The sequence below is a fragment of the Streptomyces sp. NPDC086554 genome (genome assembly GCF_040686095.1).
Classification (GTDB): domain Bacteria; phylum Actinomycetota; class Actinomycetes; order Streptomycetales; family Streptomycetaceae; genus Streptomyces.
Map to the genome: position 1 here is coordinate 297,153 of NZ_JBFBJK010000011.1, position 21,033 is coordinate 318,185.

General features: G+C 68.3%; 21 protein-coding genes. 2 read left to right on the plus strand and 19 right to left on the minus strand.

What is annotated here, in order from left to right:
• Positions 1-83 precede the first annotated feature (83 nt).
• The 12 genes from AB0O76_RS20715 to AB0O76_RS20770 form a co-directional block, all read right to left on the minus strand.
• A complete protein-coding gene (locus AB0O76_RS20715) occupies positions 84-2,894 on the minus strand; it encodes a DEAD/DEAH box helicase (protein ID WP_365493043.1) in 2,811 nt (936 codons plus the stop codon).
• 52 nt (positions 2,895-2,946) lie between these two features.
• Positions 2,947-3,855 carry a diacylglycerol kinase gene (locus tag AB0O76_RS20720; RefSeq protein ID WP_365493046.1) on the minus strand — a complete coding sequence of 303 codons (909 nt, stop codon included), beginning with the start codon at positions 3,853-3,855 and terminating at the stop codon, positions 2,947-2,949.
• 17 nt (positions 3,856-3,872) lie between these two features.
• Positions 3,873-4,826: a twin-arginine translocase subunit TatC gene (gene tatC, locus AB0O76_RS20725; protein ID WP_365493049.1), complete on the minus strand. Its 954-nt coding sequence runs from the start codon at positions 4,824-4,826 to the stop codon at positions 3,873-3,875.
• 47 nt (positions 4,827-4,873) lie between these two features.
• Entirely contained in the window at positions 4,874-5,164 is a 291-nt protein-coding gene (gene tatA, locus AB0O76_RS20730) for a Sec-independent protein translocase subunit TatA (protein ID WP_344520689.1), read from the minus strand.
• A 250-nt stretch (positions 5,165-5,414) separates the two neighbouring features.
• On the minus strand, positions 5,415-5,612 hold the full coding sequence (locus tag AB0O76_RS20735) for a hypothetical protein (protein ID WP_266868865.1): 198 nt from the start codon (positions 5,610-5,612) through the stop codon (positions 5,415-5,417).
• A 9-nt stretch (positions 5,613-5,621) separates the two neighbouring features.
• Positions 5,622-5,873 carry a hypothetical protein gene (locus AB0O76_RS20740; RefSeq protein ID WP_266869912.1) on the minus strand — a complete coding sequence of 84 codons (252 nt, stop codon included), beginning with the start codon at positions 5,871-5,873 and terminating at the stop codon, positions 5,622-5,624.
• Positions 5,874-5,884: 11 nt separating this feature from the next.
• A complete protein-coding gene (locus tag AB0O76_RS20745) occupies positions 5,885-6,874 on the minus strand; it encodes a WYL domain-containing protein (RefSeq protein WP_365493054.1) in 990 nt (329 codons plus the stop codon).
• 15 nt (positions 6,875-6,889) lie between these two features.
• On the minus strand, positions 6,890-7,867 hold the full coding sequence (locus AB0O76_RS20750) for a WYL domain-containing protein (RefSeq protein WP_365493057.1): 978 nt from the start codon (positions 7,865-7,867) through the stop codon (positions 6,890-6,892).
• 137 nt (positions 7,868-8,004) lie between these two features.
• Positions 8,005-8,379 carry an FKBP-type peptidyl-prolyl cis-trans isomerase gene (locus tag AB0O76_RS20755; RefSeq protein WP_365493060.1) on the minus strand — a complete coding sequence of 125 codons (375 nt, stop codon included), beginning with the start codon at positions 8,377-8,379 and terminating at the stop codon, positions 8,005-8,007.
• Positions 8,380-8,440: 61 nt separating this feature from the next.
• Positions 8,441-9,439, minus strand: a complete 999-nt coding sequence (locus tag AB0O76_RS20760; protein WP_365493124.1) for an FKBP-type peptidyl-prolyl cis-trans isomerase — start codon at positions 9,437-9,439, stop codon at positions 8,441-8,443.
• Between the two features lie 145 nt (positions 9,440-9,584).
• The gene (pafA, locus tag AB0O76_RS20765) at positions 9,585-10,946 is read right to left on the minus strand and encodes a Pup--protein ligase (RefSeq protein WP_365493062.1); all 1,362 of its coding nucleotides are present in this window, start codon (positions 10,944-10,946) and stop codon (positions 9,585-9,587) included.
• 9 nt (positions 10,947-10,955) lie between these two features.
• On the minus strand, positions 10,956-12,215 hold the full coding sequence (locus tag AB0O76_RS20770; protein WP_365493065.1) for an MFS transporter: 1,260 nt from the start codon (positions 12,213-12,215) through the stop codon (positions 10,956-10,958).
• Between the two features lie 132 nt (positions 12,216-12,347).
• Between AB0O76_RS20770 and AB0O76_RS20775 the strand changes: the two genes are divergently transcribed.
• A complete protein-coding gene (locus AB0O76_RS20775; RefSeq protein WP_365493068.1) occupies positions 12,348-13,370 on the plus strand; it encodes a LacI family DNA-binding transcriptional regulator in 1,023 nt (340 codons plus the stop codon).
• A gap of 74 nt (positions 13,371-13,444) precedes the next feature.
• Here AB0O76_RS20775 and prcA read toward each other — a convergent pair whose 3' ends face one another.
• The 6 genes from prcA to arc form a co-directional block, all read right to left on the minus strand.
• The gene (gene prcA / locus AB0O76_RS20780) at positions 13,445-14,233 is read right to left on the minus strand and encodes a proteasome subunit alpha (protein ID WP_365493071.1); all 789 of its coding nucleotides are present in this window, start codon (positions 14,231-14,233) and stop codon (positions 13,445-13,447) included.
• Between the two features lie 53 nt (positions 14,234-14,286).
• Entirely contained in the window at positions 14,287-15,132 is an 846-nt protein-coding gene (gene prcB, locus AB0O76_RS20785) for a proteasome subunit beta (RefSeq protein WP_249590987.1), read from the minus strand.
• A complete protein-coding gene (locus AB0O76_RS20790; protein ID WP_365493074.1) occupies positions 15,084-15,686 on the minus strand; it encodes an endonuclease VII domain-containing protein in 603 nt (200 codons plus the stop codon). The genes prcB and AB0O76_RS20790 overlap by 49 nt, the downstream gene beginning before the upstream one ends.
• A 5-nt stretch (positions 15,687-15,691) precedes the next feature.
• Positions 15,692-15,910 carry a ubiquitin-like protein Pup gene (locus AB0O76_RS20795; RefSeq protein WP_365493077.1) on the minus strand — a complete coding sequence of 73 codons (219 nt, stop codon included), beginning with the start codon at positions 15,908-15,910 and terminating at the stop codon, positions 15,692-15,694.
• Between the two features lie 125 nt (positions 15,911-16,035).
• Positions 16,036-17,547, minus strand: a complete 1,512-nt coding sequence (dop, locus tag AB0O76_RS20800) for a depupylase/deamidase Dop (RefSeq protein WP_365493080.1) — start codon at positions 17,545-17,547, stop codon at positions 16,036-16,038.
• 213 nt (positions 17,548-17,760) lie between these two features.
• Positions 17,761-19,527, minus strand: a complete 1,767-nt coding sequence (gene arc, locus AB0O76_RS20805; protein ID WP_365493083.1) for a proteasome ATPase — start codon at positions 19,525-19,527, stop codon at positions 17,761-17,763.
• A 254-nt stretch (positions 19,528-19,781) separates the two neighbouring features.
• On the opposite strand from arc, the gene AB0O76_RS20810 reads away from it, so the two are divergent.
• Positions 19,782-20,093: a ferredoxin gene (locus tag AB0O76_RS20810; protein WP_266868853.1), complete on the plus strand. Its 312-nt coding sequence runs from the start codon at positions 19,782-19,784 to the stop codon at positions 20,091-20,093.
• 84 nt (positions 20,094-20,177) lie between these two features.
• Here the strand turns inward: AB0O76_RS20810 and AB0O76_RS20815 are convergent, their stop codons facing one another.
• Positions 20,178-20,756, minus strand: a complete 579-nt coding sequence (locus AB0O76_RS20815) for a hypothetical protein (RefSeq protein WP_365493087.1) — start codon at positions 20,754-20,756, stop codon at positions 20,178-20,180.
• Positions 20,757-21,033: the final 277 nt, after the last annotated feature.

Sequence of the window (21,033 nt, forward strand, 5' to 3'; positions counted from 1 at the left end):
CGTGCTTGACGGTGAAGAAGACGCCCTTGAAGTTGGCGTCCACCACGCCGTCGAAGTCCTCCTCGGTGAACCCTCCCCCACCGTCAGCCGACAGAGCTGTAAGCCACAACCCCTCGCAGCAACTGATCCACAGCCTTACGGGCGTTCTTCGCCACAGTGGACCCCTCCCGAGGCGCCGCCGCCGCAATCTGCCCCAGCACATCAATCACCTGCTTGCACCACCGCACAAAGTCCCCGGCAGGCATCTCGATCTCCCGCAGCACCTCGTCGAGGCCCTTGTCCGACGCCCACATGTACGCCGCCCAGGCGAAGCCGAGGTCGGGCTCGCGCTGTCCGACCCCTTCCGTCTGGTTGATCTTGAACTCTTCCTCCAGGGCATCGAGCCGCCCCCAGATCCGCACCATCTCGCCGAGCGAGGCCTTCACCTTCCCGGAGGGCAGCTTGGGGGCGAGGGCGTCATCCGCCATCCGCGCCTCGAACACCAACGCCGAGACGCACGCGGCCAGTTCGGCCGGGCTGAGCCCCTCCCACACGCCTTCCCGCAGGCATTCGCTCGCCAGAAGGTCCAGCTCGCCGTACAGCCGGGCCAGCCGCTTGCCGTGCTCGGTGACCTCGTCACCCCGGAGGTAGTCCATCTCGGTGAGCAGCGCGACGATCCGGTCGAAGGTACGCGCGATGGTGTTCGTACGCCCCTCGATGCGCCGCTCCAGCTGAACGGTGTCCCGCCGCAGGCGGTGGTAGCGCTCAGCCCAGCGCGCGTGGTCCTCGCGCTCGTCGCAGCCGTGGCAGGGGTGCGCGCGCAGCTCCGCGCGCAGCCGGGCGATCTCCTGGTCGTCGGCGGCGGCAGCGCGCCCCTTGCGGTGCCGCTCGGGCACGATGTGCCCGGCCTTGGTGCGCAGCGCGGACGCCAGGTCGCGGCGCGACTGCGGGGAACGCGCGTTGAACGACTTCGGGATCCGCATCCGGTCGAGGGCTTCCACCGGCACCGGGAAGTCCATCGCCGCCAGCCGCTTGACCTGCCGCTCGGCGGTAAGCACCAGCGGCCGCGGACCGTCCTGGTGCTCGAAGCCCCGATGGCCGTTGACCCGTCCCGCGGGAATCCCCGGATCGAGGACGAGCGCCAGGCCCGCGTACTTCCCGGTCGGGACGTGGATGACGTCACCGGGCTTGAGCTTCTCCAGAGCGGCGGCGGCCGCCGCCCTGCGCTGGTTGGCGCCCTGCTTGGCGAGCTCGGTCTCCCGGTCCTTGAGCTCGCGGCGCAGCCGCGCATACTCGTCGAAGTCCCCCAAGTGGCAGGTCATGGAGGCCTTGTAGCCCTCAAGACCTTCCTCGTTCTTCTGCACCTGCCGCGAAATCCCCACGACCGACTTGTCGGCCTGGAACTGCGCGAAGGACGTCTCCAGGAGCTCGCGCGAGCGGTGCCGCCCGAACTGCTCGGTCAGGTTCACCGCCATGTTGTACGACGGCTTGAAGCTGGACCGCAGCGGATACGTACGGGTGCCTGCGAGCCCCGCGAGGTGCTCCGGACTCATGGCGCGCTGCCACAGCACGACCGCATGGCCCTCGATGTCGATGCCGCGCCGCCCGGCGCGGCCGGTCAACTGCGTGTACTCGCCCGGGGTGATGTCGGCGTGCTGTTCGCCGTTCCACTTGACGAGCTTCTCCAACACCACGCTGCGCGCAGGCATGTTGATGCCGAGGGCGAGCGTCTCGGTGGCGAAGACGGCGCGCACGAGCCCGCGCACGAACAGCTCCTCGACGACCTCCTTGAAGGTGGGCAGCATGCCCGCGTGGTGCGCCGCGATGCCGCGCTCCAGGCCTTCGAGCCATTCGTAGTAGCCCAGGACGTGCAGGTCCTCGTCCGGGATGGCGGCCGTGCGCTCCTCGACGATCCGGCGGACCTGCATCCGCGCCTCGTCGTCGTTCAGCCGCAGCCCCGCGTACAGACACTGCTGCACGGCGGCCTCGCAGGCCGCGCGGCTGAAGATGAACGTGATGGCGGGCAGCAGGCCCTCGGAGTCGAGCCGGTCGATGACCTCGGGGCGGCCGGGCGTCCAGATCCGCGACCGCTGTCGGCGCTCGCGCTCACGGTCGGCCTCGCGGACCATCTTGCCCTTGCGGCGGTCGCGCGGGTTGTACGAACGGCTGGCCTCCATCCGCGCCATGCGCGTGAGGTCGGGGTTGACCGTCTTCTTCTGGCCCTCGCCCTCCTCGAAGAGGTCGTACATCCGGCGCCCGGCAAGCACGTGCTGGAACAGCGGCACGGGCCGGTGCTCGGAGACGATCACCTGGGTGTCGCCGCGCACGGTGTCCAGCCAGTCGCCGAACTCCTCCGCGTTCGAGACCGTCGCCGACAGGGAGACCAGCGTGACCGATTCCTGGAGGTGGATGATCACCTCTTCCCAGACGGCGCCACGGAAGCGGTCGGAGAGGTAGTGCACCTCGTCCATCACCACATAGCCGAGGTTGAGGAGCGACTGCGAGCCCGAATACAGCATGTTGCGCAGCACTTCGGTGGTCATCACGATCACCGGAGCGTCGGAGTTGACGCTGTTGTCGCCGGTCAGCAGGCCGACCTTGTCCGCGCCGTACCGCTTCGCCAGATCGGCGTACTTCTGGTTGGAGAGCGCCTTGATCGGCGTCGTGTAGAAGCATTTCTTGCCCTGCAGCAGGGCCAGGTGCACGGCGAACTCGCCGACGATCGTCTTGCCCGAGCCCGTGGGGGCGGCCACGAGCACGCCCTTGCCCGCCTCGAGCGCCTGGCAGGCCTCGATCTGGAAGGGGTCGAGGCCGAATTCGTACATCTCGCGGAAGCCCGCGAGTGCGGTGGCCTGCTCGGCAGCGCGCTCGCGCGCCGCCGCGTACCGCTCGGCCGGTGAGAGGTCCTCTGTCATCGTGCTTTCGAGCCTACCGGCCACCACTGACAACGGACGATCATTATCTGTCTTACGGCCCCGGAGACCCTTCGGGCACCAGGATGCGCACGGCCCCCGCCACACACTCGGCCTTCAGCGGCAGGGCCCCCAGCTGCTCTCCGTCCGCGTATCCGGTCACGCCCGAGGCCGCGAGTTCGACCTTCCGCGCCCGGTGGACGGTGACCTTGGGATGGTCCAGGTGCGTGCCCTTGTAGACGCGCGGGAAGACCTTCAGGAGCGTCGTGCGGCTGCAGTCGCCGACGACGGTGACGTCGAAGAGTCCGTCGGTCATGTCGGCGCGGGCGCAGATCTTCATGCCTCCGCCGTACGAGGATCCGTTCCCGACGGCGACGAGCGTCGCCTCGACCTCGTGGACCTCCCCGTCGTCCAGAGTGATCCGGTACGGGACGATCTTGAAGGCGGCCAGCTCGGCGAGCATCGCGAGGTCGTACTTGAAGCGCCCGGTGGGCCAGCGCATGCGATTGCCCCGGTCGTTGACCCGTGAGTCGAAGCCGGATGCGAGCACGGTGCCGAACCAGGTCTTGCCGACCCGGCCCAGGTCGACGGCGCTGGTCCGTCCCGCGTCGAGCGCGTCGGCGACGACCGCCCCGGCGGCCGCAGGGTCCCGCACCGGGAGCCCGAGCGCTCGGGCGAAGTCGTTGCCGGTGCCCACGGCGATCACCCCCAGCGGGGTGTCCGTCTGGGCGACGGCCTGCAGCGCGAGGCTCGTCATGCCGTCGCCGCCGACGGCTATCAGCGCTCCCGTGCCGCCCTCGACGGCGTCCCGCGCCCGGCGCAGCGCGTCGGCGGCGTCCTCGCCGATGACCGTGCGTACGGAGAAGCCTGCTGCCCGCAACGCGGAAGCGGCCGGCTGCGCCGCGTGGGCGCCCCGGCCGCGGCCCGCGGTGGGATTGACGAAGAGGGTGATCTCGCTGGTCACGGCCGGACCCTACAAGGTCAGGTCACGTCGTCGAAACCGTTTACCCGATCCCGGTCCGTGCTGCTCTGCTGCGGCAGGGCCCTGCTGGCCGATACGGACTCGATCTCGCCGACGTCCTCGGGCGTCAGATCGAGGTCGGACGCCTCGTCGTCGTCGGGCCCTGCGGCATCGATCCTGGCCTTGCGCCGGTCGTTGAGGAGCGAGAACGCGGTGGCCGCGAAGTACAGCACCCAGATCGGCCCGGCGAGCATGATCATGGTCAGCGGGTCCGTGCTGGGCGTCGCCACGGCCGCGAAGACCGTGATGCCCATGATCATCCCGCGCCACCAGCCGAGCATCCGCTTGCCGGTGATGGCTCCGGTGAGGTTGAGCATGACCAGGAGCAGCGGCAGCTCGAAGGAGAGACCGAAAACGATCACCATACGGGTGACCAGGTCGATCAGTTCATCCAGCGGGAGCTGGTTGTCGACACCGCCGGGTGAGAAGTCGAGCAGCACCCGCGCCATGGTCGGCAGCGTCTTGTACGCGAAGAACCCACCGCACATGAACAGCGGGAAGCCGGCGCCCACGAATGCGTAGGCGTACTTCTTCTCGCTCTTGTGCAGGCCAGGGGCGACGAACGCCCACAGCTGGTACAGCCAGATCGGCGACGCGAGCACCACGCCGGCCATCAGGGAGATCTTCAGGGCAAGTGTGAACGGCGTGATCAGACCGTTCAGCACGATGCGCGCGCAGGTCTCGTCCCCGCCCTTCTTCGCCAGCTCGGCGAAGCTGGATTCGCACCCTACGGAACTCAGTATCGGGTCCGTGAAGAACTCGATGATGTCCTTGTAGAAGAAGGCAGCGACGATCGCGACGACGATGATGGCCAGCACGGCCTTCGCGAGCCGGTTGCGGAGCTCACGCAGGTGCTCCGCAAGAGGCATCCGCCCCTCGGGATCCTGTTCCTTCTTGCGGGCAGACTTGAGCAACCCACGTCCTCATCTCGTGCGGCAGGCCGGCCGTCGCCGGCCTTGGATCAGCGCTTGGTGGTGCTGTCGGTGGGCTCGGTGACCGGGCGCGAGCTGGTCACGTCGCCGGGCGCGGCCTGGATGGTGCGCGGCTGAGCGGCGGAAGGGTCGCTGGGCGGGTCGGCCGGGGCGGCTTCGTCCTTCTTGCCGTCCGTCTTCATCGCCTTGGCCTCGCTCTTGAGGATGCGCGCGGACTTGCCGAGCGACCGGGCCATGTCGGGAAGCTTCTTCGCGCCGAACAGCAGAACAATGACGACGAGAATGAGAATGATCTCGGGGGCGCCGATCTTTCCGAACATAGGTCTTTACCTTCTCACCGAGGCGGCAGGGGCGGGGCTGCCGGACAGGCCGGACTCGTCTGTCCGGCCACCGTGCTGGCAGCGATCGTAACGCTCAGGGGTGAACGCAGGGCAATCCCTGTGCGTACTCCCAGTTGCGGCCCGCGCCTCGCACTCCGGGCCGCTCAAGCAGCGTACCTGCCGCACAAGGGAAGTTGACAGGCCGCGGTGTCGATGCGCGCCTCTGCGGCCCCTGCCGGATTCACAGGATCTAAAGGACATCTCGGCCCGCGCGGGCCACGCCCGTCGCCGCCGCTTCCAGATCCTCCGCCGCGCGATTGATCCGCTGTGTGGTCTCCGTCACTTGACGGCTCAGGCGCTGCGCCTCCAGGAAGACCCGGATCGCCAGAACGCCGAGCACGGCCAGGCCGCAGAACCCCACAGCAATCGCCAGCATCGCCCAGAACATGCGCCGAGCCTAGACGGTCGAGTGCAGACGCAGTGTCCGCACCCCGCCACCGGTGAGGAGTTCGACGATGCGCTCGCCCGCGGGCTTGCGCACCGCGACGCCGCACTCGGGGCAGGTGAAGGAGTAGAAGGTGGTGCGGGCCGATGCGCCGATGGCCAACCGCAGGGCGCCCGCGGAGAGTTCGAAGCGGGCCCGGCAGTCGGGGCAGGCGGCCTTGAAGAGCACAGGGGCGATTCTCGACATTCCGGGAATCTCGGACATGATGCTTGTGTTCAACGTCCTTGCTCCTGCCTGTCGTACGGCCCGTCCGGGTGCCGGTCATAGGCCGCGAGGGCCTCACGCGCCGCCTGCCGCGCGCTGTCCGCGAGATCGGCCGGGGAGACGATGTGCCCATCCCCGCCGAGCCGCAGCGCGAGCCTGCGCAGCGAGGTGGGGTCGGGGGTGCGCAGCGTGATCCGCAGTCCGCCGTCGGGGAGTTCCTCGGCGCTGTCGTGCGGGTAGTACTCGGCGACCCAGCGGCCGCCCGGCCCGACCTCGATGACCACCTCGGGGTCCTCGGCGGCGGGCTGCACGAGCCCCTCGGAGAGATCACGCAGTTCGACCTCGGGCGGCGACGACGCCTCGTCCAGGATCCTGATCTCGGCGACCCGGTCGAGGCGGAAGGTGCGGCGTGCCTCGGACAGGTAGCACCACGCCTCCATGTACGTGTGCCCCACGGCGAAGAGCCGGATCGGGTCGACCTCGCGCTCGGTGAGCTCGTCGCGGGCCGGCGAGTAGTAGCGCAGCCAGAGCCTGCGCCGCTCGGAGATGGCGCGGTCGACGTCCGCGAAGACGCCGCCCTCGGACTCGAAGGTGACCGAAAGGCGTGCGCTGGCCCCTGCGGCCTCGCCGGCCGCGGTCTCCAGCTTGGCGGTGGCGCGCAGCAGCGCCTGCCGGTCGCTCTCGCGCAGCCCGGGCAGTGTGGACACGGCACGGGCGGCCACCAGGAGCGCGGTGGCCTCGTCGGCGGCGAGCCGCAGGGGGGCCGCCACGTCGTCCGGGTTGTGCCACCAGATGCGGTCGCCGTCGGTGTCGATGTCGAGCAGGTCGCCGCCGCGGAAGCTGGTCCCGCACAGCGGCAGCACGTCCAGGTCGGAGATCAGCTCGTCCTGGGTGATCCCGAAGGCGCGGGCGACATCGCTGACGTGGGCGCCGGGGCGCTCGCGCAGATAGGTCACCAGGGAGAGCATCCGCCGGGTCTGGTCGATGGCGTTCGAGGCCATTCTCGGTACGTCCCCTCAGCCCTTGGCCACGGCGCGCAGCCGGTCCACGACGTCGGCCCGCAGCTCCGCGGGCTCCAGGACCACCACATCGGGCCCGAACTCCACCAGCCAGGCATCGAGCCCGTGCCCGTACGGAATCTCCAACTCGTCCCACCCTTCGCCCACTTCGCGTATGTGGGCGGCCTTGGCCCGCAGCGGATAGCCCGCGCCCGTGCGCAGCCGGATGAGGGCGGAGCGGTCAGCGCTCTCCCCCGCCCAGCTCGCCACGGTCTCGCGCACCGTGACCACGTCGGGGACGTCGGCGGTGAACTTTCCGGCGCGGGCGCGCACCTTGCCCGTGATGCGGGAGAGCCGGAAGACCCGCTCGGCCCCGCGGTCGCGGTCCCAGCCCGCCAGGTACCAGTGGCCGCGCCAGCACTCGAGCGCCCACGGCTCGACGTGCCGCTGCTCGGGGCGGGCCGCGGTGGCCTTGCGGTAGTCGAAGACGACGGGGCGGCGGTCGCGGCAGGCGAGCATCAGCGGCTCGAAGGACGCCTCGTGCACGGGGATGCGCGGTTCGAGGGCGCTGTGTGCCTCGTACGGGTCGACGTCCTCGGGCAGCCCGGCGGCGCGCAGCTTCTGCAGGGCGCCGCTGGCGGCTCCGGCGAGGCGGGCCTGCTGCCAGACCTTGGCCGCGAGGCCGAGCGCGGCGGCTTCCTCGGCGTCGATGGTGATGGGCGGGAGGCGGTTGCTGTCGCGTCGGGCGAGGTAGCCGACGTCGCCGTCGAGATTCTCCACCGTCTCGATGACCAGGCCGAGTTCGCGCAGATCGTCCTTGTCGCGCTCGAACATCCGGTTGAAGGAGTCGTCGGAGCCCGCCGGTCCCCCACCGGTCCCGAAGGCCTCGACGTAGGCCTCGATGGACTCGCGCAGCTCGCGCTTGCTGAGCGGCCGCCGCGTCCCGAGCAGACACAGCGCCAGGTTCATCAGCCGCTCGGCCTTGGCAATGGCCATCGACGCCCTTTCTCAGCAATGCTTCCGACCGCGACCGTACCGCCCTGGGGTGTCCTGGCAAAAGCCGAGGGCCCATGCCAGGACAGGCATGGACCCTCGGTGGACAGGTCTGATCAGACCCTGGCCCCAGTCGTCGCTCAGACGGAGACGAGATCGCAGACGAAGATCAGCGTCTCGCCCGGGGCGATACGGCCGCCGCCGGCGCCGCGGTCGCCGTACGCGAGGTGCGCGGGGATGATCAGCTCGCGCCGGCCACCGACCTTCATGCCCTGGACGCCCTGGTCCCAGCCGGAGATGACCTGGCCGGCACCGAGCTGGAACTCCAGCGGGTTGCCGCGGTTCCAGCTCGCGTCGAACTCCTCGCCCGTGCCGAAGGCCACGCCCACGTAGTGGACCTTGACGAAGTCGCCGGCCTTCGCGACCGCGCCGTCGCCCTCCCAGATGTCCCTGATCTGCAGCTCGGCCGGCGGCTCGCCGCCCGGGAAATCGACCTCGGGCTTGTCAATGCTCACGAAAATGCTCCTGCTTGATACGGATGGTCATGCGCGGACAGTCTTACATCTTCGCCCGGCGTCACATCTTCGCGAGGATGTCCACGGAGAAGACCAGCGTGGAGTCCTTCTTGATGGTGCTGCCCTGCGGCGGCTGGTCACCGTACCCGAGCTCCGGCGGGACGACGATCAGGACACGGCTGCCGACCTTCTTGCCGGTCAGGCCCTGCGCCCAGCCCTTGACGACCTGCGCAAGCTGGAACGAGGCGAGCTGACCGCTCTTGTACGAGGAGTCGAACTCCTTGCCGTCGGCCCACAGCACGCCCTTGTACTGGCACAGCAGGCTGTCGGTCTCCTTGATCTCGTCGCCGTCGCCCTCGATGACGTAGTTCGCGACGAGCTTCTTCGGGGCGTCCTTCTTCGGGACGTCGATCGAGGGGGCCTTGCCGACCGTGTTCGTGCCGACCTTGGGGAGGTCGATGTTGGACTGCGCGACCTCGTCACCCTTGGCCGAGCTCTTGGCGTTGAAGGTGTTCACCAGGTCGACGACGAAGACCAGGGTGTCGTCGCCCTTGATGCCCGCCTGCTTGTTGCCCTCCTTGCCGTACCCCATCTTCGGGGGGATGGCGAGCTCCACTCGGCTGTCGAGCTTCTTGCCGACCAGGGCCTGGTCCCAGCCGGGGATGACCTGGCCGACGCCGATCGGGAAGACCGTGGGGTTGCCCCGGTCGTAGGAGTTGTCGAAGACCTTCGCCGTGGCCCAGATCTGGCCGAGGTAGCTGGCCTGGAGGTAGTCACCCTTCTTGACCTCGGCCCCCTTGCCCTGGATCAGGGTCTTGACCGCGAGGTCGGAGGACGGCTTGCCGTTCCCCTTCGCGACGGTCGGCTTCTGGCCGAACTTCGCCCCCTTCGTGATCTCGGGCACGGGCCCGTCCACGATCTTCGCCTTCGGCGCGGCCGAGTTCGGGTTGGAAGGGGACGGGCTGTCGCTGGACTTGGCCTTGTCGGCCTTGTCGTCACCACACCCGGCCAGCGTGAGCAGGCCGGCCGGAACGGCAAGGAGAAGTGAGCGTCGGCGCACGGTGGGGGCCTCGTATCGGTCGATCTTGTCGGTTGGCGTGCGCGCAACTCTACGCATGGAGAAGGGCGCCGTACGAGGAACGTACGGCGCCCCGCGTTGCGTTCCCGCAACGCACCACCCGTCTCAGGGGTTTACATACCGGCGATCACATACCGGCGATGAGCTTCTCCACCCGGTCGTCCACCGACCGGAAGGGGTCCTTGCACAAAACCGTGCGCTGCGCCTGGTCGTTGAGCTTCAGGTGCACCCAGTCGACCGTGAAGTCGCGGCGCTGCTCCTGGGCCCGGCGGATGAAGTCACCGCGCAGCCGCGCGCGGGTCGTCTGCGGGGGCACCGACTTGCCCTCGAAGATCTTCAAGTCGTTGCAGATACGGGCGGCTTGTCCCTTTCGCTCCAGGAGGTAGTACAGGCCACGACGGCGGTGGATGTCGTGGTACGCGAGGTCTATCTGCGCGACCCGGGGGTGCGACATGGTCATGTTGTTCTTCGCGCGGTACCGCTCGATGAGCTTGTACTTCATGACCCAGTCGATCTCGGTGCCGATCCGGTCGAGGTCCTCGGCCTCGATCGCGTCGAGCGTGCGGCCCCACAGTTCCAGGACCTGCTCGACCGTGCCCGTGCGGATGCCGCGGCGCTCCACGAAGTCCACGGCCTTGTCGTAGTACTCGCGCTGCACTTCGAGGGCCGAGGCCTCGCGGCCGCTGGCCAGGCGCACCTTGCGGCGGCCCGTGATGTCGTGGCTGACCTCGCGGATGGCCCGGATCGGGTTCTCCAGGGTCAGGTCACGCATCACCGTGCCCGCCTCGATCATGCGGAGCACCAAGTCGGTGGCGCCGACCTTGAGGAGCATGGTCGTCTCGGACATGTTCGAGTCGCCGACGATGACGTGCAGCCTGCGGTAGCGCTCGGCGTCCGCGTGCGGTTCGTCGCGGGTGTTGATGATCGGCCGGGAGCGGGTGGTCGCGGAGGAGACTCCCTCCCAGATGTGCTCGGCACGCTGGCTCACGCAGTACACGGCACCGCGCGGAGTCTGCAGCACCTTGCCCGCGCCGCACAGCAGCTGCCGCGTGACCAGGAACGGAATGAGGATGTCCGCGAGCCGCGAGAACTCCCCGTGCCGGGCCACCAGATAGTTCTCGTGGCAGCCGTAGGAGTTTCCCGCCGAGTCGGTGTTGTTCTTGAAGAGATAGACGTCGCCCGCGATTCCCTCCTCGTGCAGGCGGCGTTCGGCGTCGACGAGCAGGCCTTCCAGAATGCGCTCGCCCGCTTTGTCGTGGGTGACCAGCTCGGTCACGTTGTCACATTCCGGGGTTGCGTATTCCGGATGTGACCCCACGTCAAGATAGAGGCGGGCGCCGTTCCGCAGAAAGACGTTGCTGCTGCGGCCCCATGACACAACACGGCGGAAGAGGTAGCGCGCCACCTCGTCAGGTGACAGACGGCGCTGCCCCCTAAACGTGCACGTGACGCCGTACTCGTTCTCCAGCCCGAAAATGCGGCGGTCCATGACTGAACATTACGCCTTATGCCCTGCACTGAAACCGGGTTCGACAGCACCGTTTCGATCATTTTCCGATGAACTCGCAACGACCGCCGAATCCGCGGGCAGCGCGAGCACCCGGCCCGTGGCCAGCAGAACAAGCAGCGCGGCCACTCCCGCCAGGCCCGGCACCGCGAAGCCCCACACCGTCCCGCCCCACTCGACGACCGGGCCCGCGGCGGCCGTTCCGAGGGACGCACCGACGGTGAACGTCGTCACAAGCCAGGAGAACGCCTCAGTGACCGTGCCCCGCGGTGCGTGCCGGTCGACGATGATGAACGCACACGCGAGCGCCGGCGCCAGGAAGACGCCCGCCACAGCCGTGAGCGCCACCATGGCGACCGCTCCGGGGGTCAGCGTCAACGGCCAGTAGCAGAGCGCCAACAGGGCCACCAGGACGGTAAGACGCTTCTCCGGTACGCCGCCCCACTGCCGCGCCCCGTACACGGAACCGCCGACCAGGGCGCCGAGACCTATCGCCGCCATCATCCAGCCGTAGACCGCGTCACCCCCGTGCCCGTCGGCGTACGAGACGCCGGCCACGGTGATGGAGCCGAGCGCCATGCCAATGAAGAGGAACGCGCCGAGCAGCGTGAGCAGCCCCTTGGAGCGCAGCGCGCCGAGCCAGTGCGCCTCGCGGGGCGCCGAGCGCCACGCGCGCGAGGGCTTCGACAGCACTACGGAGAGAGCGCCCAGGACCCCGATGGCGTTCACGACGAGCAGCGCGGCCTGCTCCGACCAGAGCGCGACGCTGCCGGTGATGACCAACGGGCCGACGGTGAACATGACTTCCTGGGCGATGGCGTCCATGGCGTACGCCGTGTGCACCTGCCCCTCCTTGCCGAGGACGCTCGGCCACAGCGCGCGCAGGCCGCCCTCCAGGGGCGGCGTGAACAGTCCGGCCGCGCCCACCGCCACATAGGCCGCCGCGAGCGAGTCCGGCCCCGTGAAGGCGAAGGCCCCCATACCGAGCGCCGAGAGCACTGCGGCGGGAAGCTGGATCCGCGGCTGCCCGTAGAGGTCCACCAGGCGGCCGAGCAGCGGCTGCCCCACCGCGTTGGCGACGCCGTACACCGCGGCCAGACCACCGGCCAGGCTGTACGTCCCGCCCTCGGCGCGGATGAACAGCACGATGGCGATGGCAGCCGTCGCATTCGGCAGCCGGCCCACCAGCGTGCCGGCGAGCAGCCGCCCGGCGTATCTCGTCCGGAGGATCTCCACGTATCCGGCAGCCATGCTTCCCGCCCCTCGCCCGGCACCGACGCGCCAAGGTTTTACGTATAACGTCGAGCGTCATACGTACCATGAGCGCTCACCGCGGGTCCACCTCATGGACGTCCCGCGGCACCAACCAGGGAGGTACCAGGAGTGGCCGGGCCACAGCAGGAGACCGCGGGCACGCGCCCCACGAGCCGCGACGTCGCGCGCGCCGCCGGGGTGTCCCAGGCCACCGTCTCCCTCGTGTTCGGCGAGAAATGGCGCGGCCGGGTCGCCGAGCGCACCGCCGAGCGGGTCCGCGCCACCGCCCGCGAACTCGGCTACCGGCCCAATCTCGCGGCCCGCAACCTCCGCCTCGGCAGGACCAGGACCGCCCTCCTCGTCGTCCCCGCCCTCACCAACGAATTCTTCGCCCGCGTCTACACCGGAGCCGCCCGCGTCGCCGCCGAACACGGCTTCGGCGTCGTCCTCTACCCCTCCCCCGACGGCGTCGGCCCCGCCCGCGACCCCTTCGACTCCGCGCGCGCCTCCCTGGACGGCGTCCTCGCCTCCTCCATGGCCTCCGACGCCCTCGCCACCATCCGAGGCGACGAACTCCCCCTCGTCATGCTCGACAGCGACCCCACCGGCAGCCTCGGCACCGCCACCGTCAACCTCGACATCGCCGACGGCATGCGCCGCGTCACCGAACACCTCCTGTCCCTCGGCCACCGCGACTTCCTGCACCTCGCGGCAGGAGTCGACACCTGGACCTTCGACGTACGCGCCGACGCCCTCGCCGGAGCACTGCAGGGCACCGGAGCCGCCGTACGCACCGTGCGGGCACCCCTCACCGTCGACGACGCCCGCGCCGTCACGGAGACCGCACTCGCCACGCCAGGCCCCCGCCCCACCGCACTCGTCTGCGACGACGACATCCTCGCCGCAGGCGCCTGCAAAGCCGCCCGCAGACTGGGCCTGCGGGTGCCCGAGGACCTCTCGGTGACCGGCTTCGACGACCTCACCCTGGCCACCGCCGTGGAACCCGAGCTCACCACCGTCCGCCTGCCCGCCGAACGCTTCGGCGAACACGGCATGACCTCACTGCTCGCCGTCCTCGACGGCCGCACCCCCCGCCTCGACACCCTCCCCGTGGAACTGATCGCCCGCGGCTCGACCGCCCCCGCGCCCTAGCCACGCACTGCACACACACGAACGCCCCGCACCCCGGCCCGAAGGCCAGGCCACGGGGCGTACGCCGAACCGAACTACTCCTCGGTGGACCCGGACTCGGAAGCGGAGTCGGAACCCGCGTCCGTCTCCTCCGTGTCGGAGGCGGCATCCGTGGGCGCCGAAGCGTCCCCTTCGAGCAGCCGCGCGAGCTGCCGCCCGACGATCCGCTTGAACTTCCGCTGCTGCGGCCGCGTCCGGTCGAGCACCGCCACCTCGAGCCGCTCCGCGGGGATCTCCCGCTCACTGCCGTTGGTGTCGCGGGACAGCGACTGCACCGCCAGCTTCAGCGCCTCGGCCAGCGTCATCCCGTCCCGGTGGCGCTGATCCAGATACGTACTGATCTGCTCGGCATTGCCGCCGACCGCGACCGAGCCGTGCTCGTCCACGATCGAACCGTCATGCGGCAGCCGGTAGATCTGATCGCCCTCAGCCGTCTCCCCGACCTCGGCGACGACCAACTCCACCTCGTACGGCTTCTCCGCCTGGCTCGAGAAGATCGTGCCCAGCGTCTGGGCGTAGACGTTCGCGAGCCCACGGGCCGTCACATCGTCACGGTCGTAGGTGTATCCGCGCAGATCGGCATAGCGCACGCCACCGATCCGCAGGTTCTCGTACTCGTTGTACTTGCCGGCGGCCGCGAAGCCGATCCGGTCATAGATCTCGCTGAACTTGTGCAGCGCACGGGACGGGTTCTCGCCGACGAACACGATGCCATCGGCGAACTGCAGCACAACAAGGCTGCGACCACGGGCGATACCCTTGCGGGCGTACTCCGCCCGGTCGGCCATGGCCTGCTGGGGTGAGACATAGAACGGCGTCGACACCGGCTATCCGTCCCTTTCTGTCAGTGACTCAGTCAGTGGCGAATACGGATCGATCAGAGCAGCGAGGCCCGCGGACCGTCGGGCTGCTCCAGACGCCGCTCAAGGATCGAGCGGGCGATCTCGGACGACTCCTCGTCCCCCAGCCTCCGGAAACCCTCATCGGAGATCACAGTGACGATCGGATAGATCCGACGGGCGACATCCGGACCACCCGTCGCCGAGTCGTCGTCCGCCGCGTCGTACAACGCCTGCACGACGAGCGTCGTCGCCTCCTGCTCCGTCAGATCGTTGCGGTAGAGCTTCTTCATCGCACCACGCGCGAACACCGAACCGGAACCGGTGGCCGCGAAGCCGTGCTCCTCGGAACGCCCGCCCGTGACGTCGTACGAGAAAATGCGCCCCTTCTCACGGTCCACGTCGTACCCCGCGAAGAGCGGAACGACGGCCAGACCCTGCATGGCCATGCCGAGATTGCTGCGGATCATCGTGGAGAGCCGATTCGCCTTGCCCTCCAGGGAGAGCGTGGCGCCCTCGACCTTCTCGAAGTGCTCAAGCTCCAACTGGAAGAGCTTGACCATCTCCACGGCGAGACCGGCGGTGCCAGCGATGCCGACGGCCGAGTACTCGTCGGCCGGGAAGACCTTCTCGATGTCGCGCTGAGCGATGACATTGCCCATGGTCGCCCGCCGGTCACCGGCGAGCACCACGCCGCCGGGGAACGTCGTCGCCACGATCGTCGTGCCGTGCGGCGCCTCGATGACGCCCTGCGTGGGCGGCAACTGCCGGTTGCCCGGCAGGATCTCGGGCTGATGCTCCGACAGAAAGTCCATGAAGGACGAAGAACCAGGCGTCAGGAAGGCAGCTGGTAGACGCCCGGTGCTACGAGTGTTGGCTTCCACGCGTTTCCTTCCAGGTATGCGGCCGCACGGCGGACGGTGCCGGGATCGTCTCCCAACTTGCCGATGGCCGAATTGCAGTTGAAGCACAGTACGCCACGGACACTACCCGTCTCGTGGCAGTGATCCACATGTACGGCTGGGGCGTTGAGGCAGATCACACAGATCCCCATCTGGGAGGCGATCATCTCGTCGCGCTCGGCTTCGGTCATGCCGTACTGGCGCTTGAGATGGTCGACTCGCCCCCGCTCTGCGCGGCACGCCTTACAGCGGGTCGACAGGCCGTCAGATGCAGTGGCATTGCGATGCCACTCACCGTGCGGCTTGATCTCGCCGCAAGTGCGGCACAACTTGTGACCGGACGGAACGTCCACCTTTTCGCGCACAGTCTTCCCCAGCGCCTCCTGGCGACGCCGGTAGTGCGCAGCGCTGTATTCCGCCACACACTTCCGACAATGCGCCTGAAGGCCGTCCGGTCGATTCCTGTCAGCGGCAAACGAGGACAGCGACAGCGTTCGGGAACACTTGGGGCACCGCTTCCGCTCGACGCCCGCCATGTCCGTTATTGCCCACCTTTCTGCACAAATGAGCGCACGAAGTCCTCGGCATTTTCCTCGAGTACGTCGTCGATTTCGTCCAAAACCGAGTCCACGTCGTCGCTCAACTTCTCCTGCCGCTCCTTGAGGTCCTCGGAGCCCTGCGCTTCCTGCGCCTGCTCCTCGGTCTCCTCGGTGGAACGTGTCGCCTTCTGCTGTCCGCCGCCGGTGTCCTTGGTCGCCATGTACCTCACCCCGCTCATTTCGGTTCGATGTACGTGATCAGACCCTATAAGCCAGGTCTGACATCGGCCCCGTAGTTACTGCAACGTCCGGGGACCACCTCGATGATTCCCATACGCCGGGTCTTTCAGCCGCCGGAGAGCACCCGAACCAGGTCCTCTGCCGTGCGGCAGCGGTCCAGGAGCTCCTTGACGTGGTTCCGCGTCCCGCGCAGCGGCTCCAGTGTGGGCACCCGCTGCAGCGAGTCGCGACCGGGCAGGTCGAAGATGACCGAATCCCACGACGCGGCCGCCACGTCGTCCGCGTACTGCTCCAGGCAGCGGCCGCGGAAGTACGCGCGGGTGTCCTCAGGAGGCTTCGTCTGGGCGCGCTCGACCGCCGGCTCGTCCAGGAGGCGCTTCATCTTGCCGCGGGCCGCCAGGCGGTTGTAGAGGCCCTTGTCGGGGCGTACGTCCGCGTACTGGAGGTCGACCAGGTGGAGCCTCGCGGCGTCCCAGTCGAGGCTGTCCCTGCGGCGGTAGCCCTCCATGAGCTCCCGTTTGGCGACCCAGTCGAGCTCCCCGGAGAGGCTCATGGGATCGCTCTCCAGGCGGCCCAGGACGTCTTCCCAGCGGGTGAGGACGTCCTTGGTCTGTTCGTCGGCCTCGGAGCCGTACCGCTCCTCCACGTATTTGCGGGCCAGCTCGAAGTACTCCATCTGGAGCTGGACTGCGGTGAGTGTGCGGCCGCTGCGGAGAGTGATCAGGCGCTTGAGGGTGGGGTCGTGGGAGACCTGGTGCAGGGTGCGCACGGGCTGGTCGACGGCGAGGTCCACCGCGATGAAGCCGTCCTCGATCATGGCGAGGACCAGGGATGTGGTGCCGAGCTTGAGGTACGTCGAGATCTCGGAGAGGTTCGCGTCGCCGATGATCACGTGCAGGCGGCGGTATTTCTCCGCGTCGGAGTGCGGCTCGTCCCGGGTGTTGATGATGGGCCGCTTCAGGGTGGTCTCCAGGCCCACCTCGACCTCGAAGTAGTCGGCGCGCTGGCTGAGCTGGAAGCCGTGCTCGTGGCCGTCCTGGCCGATGCCGACGCGTCCCGCGCCGGTGACGACCTGTCGGGAGACGAAGAACGGCGTGAGGTGGCGCACGATGTCCGAGAAGGGGGTCTCCCGCTTCATCAGGTAGTTCTCGTGCGTGCCGTAGGAGGCGCCCTTGTTGTCGGTGTTGTTCTTGTAGAGGTGGATCGGCTGGGCGCCGGGGAGCTGGGCCGCGCGCTCGGCGGCCTCCGCCATGATGCGCTCGCCGGCCTTGTCCCACAGGACGGCGTCCCAGGGGTTGGTGACCTCGGGTGAGCTGTATTCGGGGTGTGCGTGGTCTACGTAGAGCCGTGCCCCATTGGTGAGGATGACGTTGGCGAGGCCGATGTCCTCGTCGGTGAGCTGGCTGGCGTCGGCGGACTCGCGTGCGAGGTCGAAGCCCCGCGCGTCCCGCAGGGGGTTCTCCTCTTCGAAGTCCCAGCGGGCGCGTCGCGCCCGGTGCATCGCCGCGGCGTAGGCGTTGACGATCTGGGACGAGGTGAGCATGGCATTGGCGTTGGGGTGCCCGGGGACGGAGATGCCGTACTCCGTCTCGATGCCCATTACTCGCCGTACGGTCATGCGGCCCTCCTTGCCCGGCGGCGCTCCCCTTCGGGAACGGCGCTCAAGTACCGCTGGTTCTCCGGTGCGTGTGCGGTGCCCGTCCCCGCACTGCGCGACTCGGCGGTACCGAAGAGCCTAGAGCGCCTTTGCGCTGGTGGGGAGATCATTGTCTTCATTGAAAAACAGACAGCTGCGGGTACCCGTGAAGGACACCCGCAGCCGCCCTGTCTTCTACAGGTACTGACCGGTGTTCGCCACCGTGTCGATGGAGCGTCCGGTGTCCGCGCCCTGCTTTCCGGTGACGAGCGTACGGATGTACACGATCCGTTCGCCCTTCTTGCCGGAGATGCGGGCCCAGTCGTCCGGGTTGGTGGTGTTGGGCAGGTCTTCGTTCTCCTTGAACTCGTCGATGCAAGCCTGGAGGAGGTGGGAGACCCTGAGGCCCTTCTGGTTGGCTTCGAGGAAGGCCTTGATGGCCATCTTCTTGGCGCGGCCGACGATGTTCTCGATCATGGCGCCGGAGTTGAAGTCCTTGAAGTAGAGGACTTCCTTGTCGCCGTTGGCGTACGTCACCTCGAGGAACCGGTTCTCCTCGGACTCTGCGTACATCTGCTCCACGACGGACTGGATCATGCCGTGCACCGTGGCGCGCCGGTCGGCGCTGTGCTCGGCGAGGTCGTCCGCGTGCAGCGGGAGCCGCTCGGTGAGGTACTTGGCGAAGATGTCCTTCGCCGCCTCGGCGTCCGGACGCTCGATCTTGATCTTCACGTCGAGTCGTCCGGGGCGCAGGATCGCGGGGTCGATCATGTCCTCGCGGTTGGAGGCGCCGATGACGATGACGTTCTCCAGGCCTTCCACGCCGTCGATCTCGGCGAGCAGCTGGGGGACGATGGTGTTTTCCACGTCCGAGCTGACTCCGGATCCGCGGGTGCGGAAGAGGGACTCCATCTCGTCGAAGAAGACGATGACGGGGGTGCCCTCGCTCGCCTTCTCCCTGGCACGCTGGAAGACCAGGCGGATGTGGCGCTCGGTCTCGCCGACATACTTGTTGAGGAGTTCGGGTCCCTTGATGTTGAGGAAGAAGCTCTTCCCCGCGGCCTGTCCGGTCACCTCGGCGACCTTCTTGGCAAGGGAGTTGGCGACGGCCTTTGCGATGAGCGTCTTGCCGCAGCCGGGGGGCCCGTAGAGCAGCACGCCCTTGGGCGGCCGCAGTTCGTGCTCCTTGAAGAGGTCCGGGTAGAGGTAGGGCAGTTCGACCGCGTCGCGGATCAGCTCGATCTGGTTGCCCAGGCCGCCGATCTGTTCGTAGCCGATGTCCGGAACCTCTTCGAGGACGAGCTCTTCGACCTCGCTCTTGGGAACCACTTCGTAGACGTAGCCGGAGCGTGGTTCGAGCAGGAGTGCGTCGCCGGGCCTGATGGTGACGTCGAGGAGTGGTTCGGCGAGCCTGACCACCCTCTCTTCGTCGGTGTGTCCGATCACCAGGGCTCGCTCGCCGTCCTCGAGGATCTCCTTGAGGGTGACGATGTCTCCGACGCTCTCGTACTCCATGGCCTCGACCACGTTGAGCGCTTCGTTGAGCATGACTTCCTGGCCGCGCCTGAGCTCTTCGAGCTCCACGCTGGGGCTGACGTTCACCCGGAGCTTGCGGCCCCCGGTGAAGATGTCCGCCGTGCCGTCCTCGTTCGCCATGAGGAAGACTCCGAAGCCGGCCGGTGGCTGTGCGAGCCGGTCGACCTCTTCCTTGAGGGCCACGATCTGGTCTCGGGCCTCACGGAGCGTGTTGGCGAGCCGCTCGTTCTGTGCGGATACGCCGGCCAGGTTGGTCTGCAGCTCGACGATCCGCTCTTCGAGAATCCTCGTATGACGCGGAGAGTCGGCGAGCTTGCGTCGCAGGACGGCGATTTCCTGCTCGAGATAGGCAACCTGACCGGCGGGGTCTTCAGACCCTCGCCCCGGCCGGATGCCGCGGTTGATGTCGTCGTCGTGGGCTGCCACGGTCCTCACCTCCTCCAAGGGGAGCTGGACGCTTCCAGACCCTACCTGGGTGGGTGTCGATTGAAACCCCTAGATCACAAAGACGGTCGGGGTGTGTCCGATCTTCACCCTTGCGCTCTCCCTCACGCCAGGTGAATACCCACCCAACAACATCGGAAAGCGGGCGGTTGTATCGTCGAAGCGTTCAACACCCGTCAGGGCTGGCCCGACTTACCGCAAAGTCGGTTGGCTCGACGTAGCGATCGGCAGGAGAGATGACCGTGCAGAACGAGGCTGGGACCGGCCCTGAGGGCGATCCCCTGGAGGTCTGGATCGACCAGGACCTCTGTACCGGCGACGGCATCTGCGCGCAGTACGCGCCCGAGGTCTTCGAGCTGGACATCGACGGTCTCGCGTACGTGAAGAGCTCCGACGACGAGCTGTTGCAGGCGCCCGGCGCCACAACGCCCGTTCCGCTGACGCTTCTGCGGGACGTGGTGGACTCGGCGAAGGAGTGTCCGGGCGACTGCATTCATGTGCGTCGTGTTTCGGACAGCGTCGAGGTCTACGGTCCCGACGCGGCCTGAGGCCGCCGCGAACTCACGTATGAGCAAGGGGTCTGTGCCCGCCGGTGACCGGCGGGCACAGACCCCTTGCTCGTGTCGGTTCCGTCACACGCTGTGTGCGGCGGCCGGTGTGGACCGGGCGAACGTGCCGTCCTTCCACTGCCACTTGGCGTCGTCCTGCTGATCGGGGCAGCAGCGGGGCACGTCGGTCGAGGAGTAGCCGAGGAGGGTGGCGGTGATCGCTCCGTCACGTACGGCGAAGTCGCTGACGTTCTGCCGGTCCTGTGGGTCGACGAGGGTGGCGACGACGCGGGGCTTGCCCTCCGTGGCGCGGGTGATCACGTAGATGCCGTCGGGTGGGGTGCCGGATCCGGCGGCGCAGTGCACCACGGCGACGGTCTCGGGTCTGCCGTCGCCGTCGAGGTCGCCGGAGGCCTTCTTCTTGACGACTGGTTTCGCGTTTCCGCAGGTGATGGGGTACGTGACGGTGTCGGCGTCAGGGGCGGGCGCGGGGGCGGCCGCGCTCTTGCCGGAGGGCTCGGAGCCGGGCTGTGCGGCGTTCGCCGGGTCGGGTTGCAGGAAGGAGGAGCCCGCGATGACGGCGGCGAGTGCGGCCGCGGTGGCCAGCCAGTGGATGGGGCGGGTGGTGGTGTGTGCCAGTTCCGGGACGGCGGGGTTCTGCACTAGGAGGGTCTCCTGTGAGGGCTGTGCCGGTGGGGGAGGTGGCCAGCATCGTGCCATACCTCACAGTGAGGTGGAACACCGGGGTCCGGTGGGTTGCGCCGTTCTTCTGGTGCGCCGATGTTTTTCTGGTACGCGTCTGGTGTTTCTGTACGCGTCTGGTGTTCTGTCAACGAAAAGGCGCCGCCGCCGAGTTCCCCGGTCGGTCGGGGGACAAGGCGGCGGCCGCGGCGGGTTGGTCGGGGCGCGCCGCCCCGGGCAGCCCGGGGGGCCGCCCGGC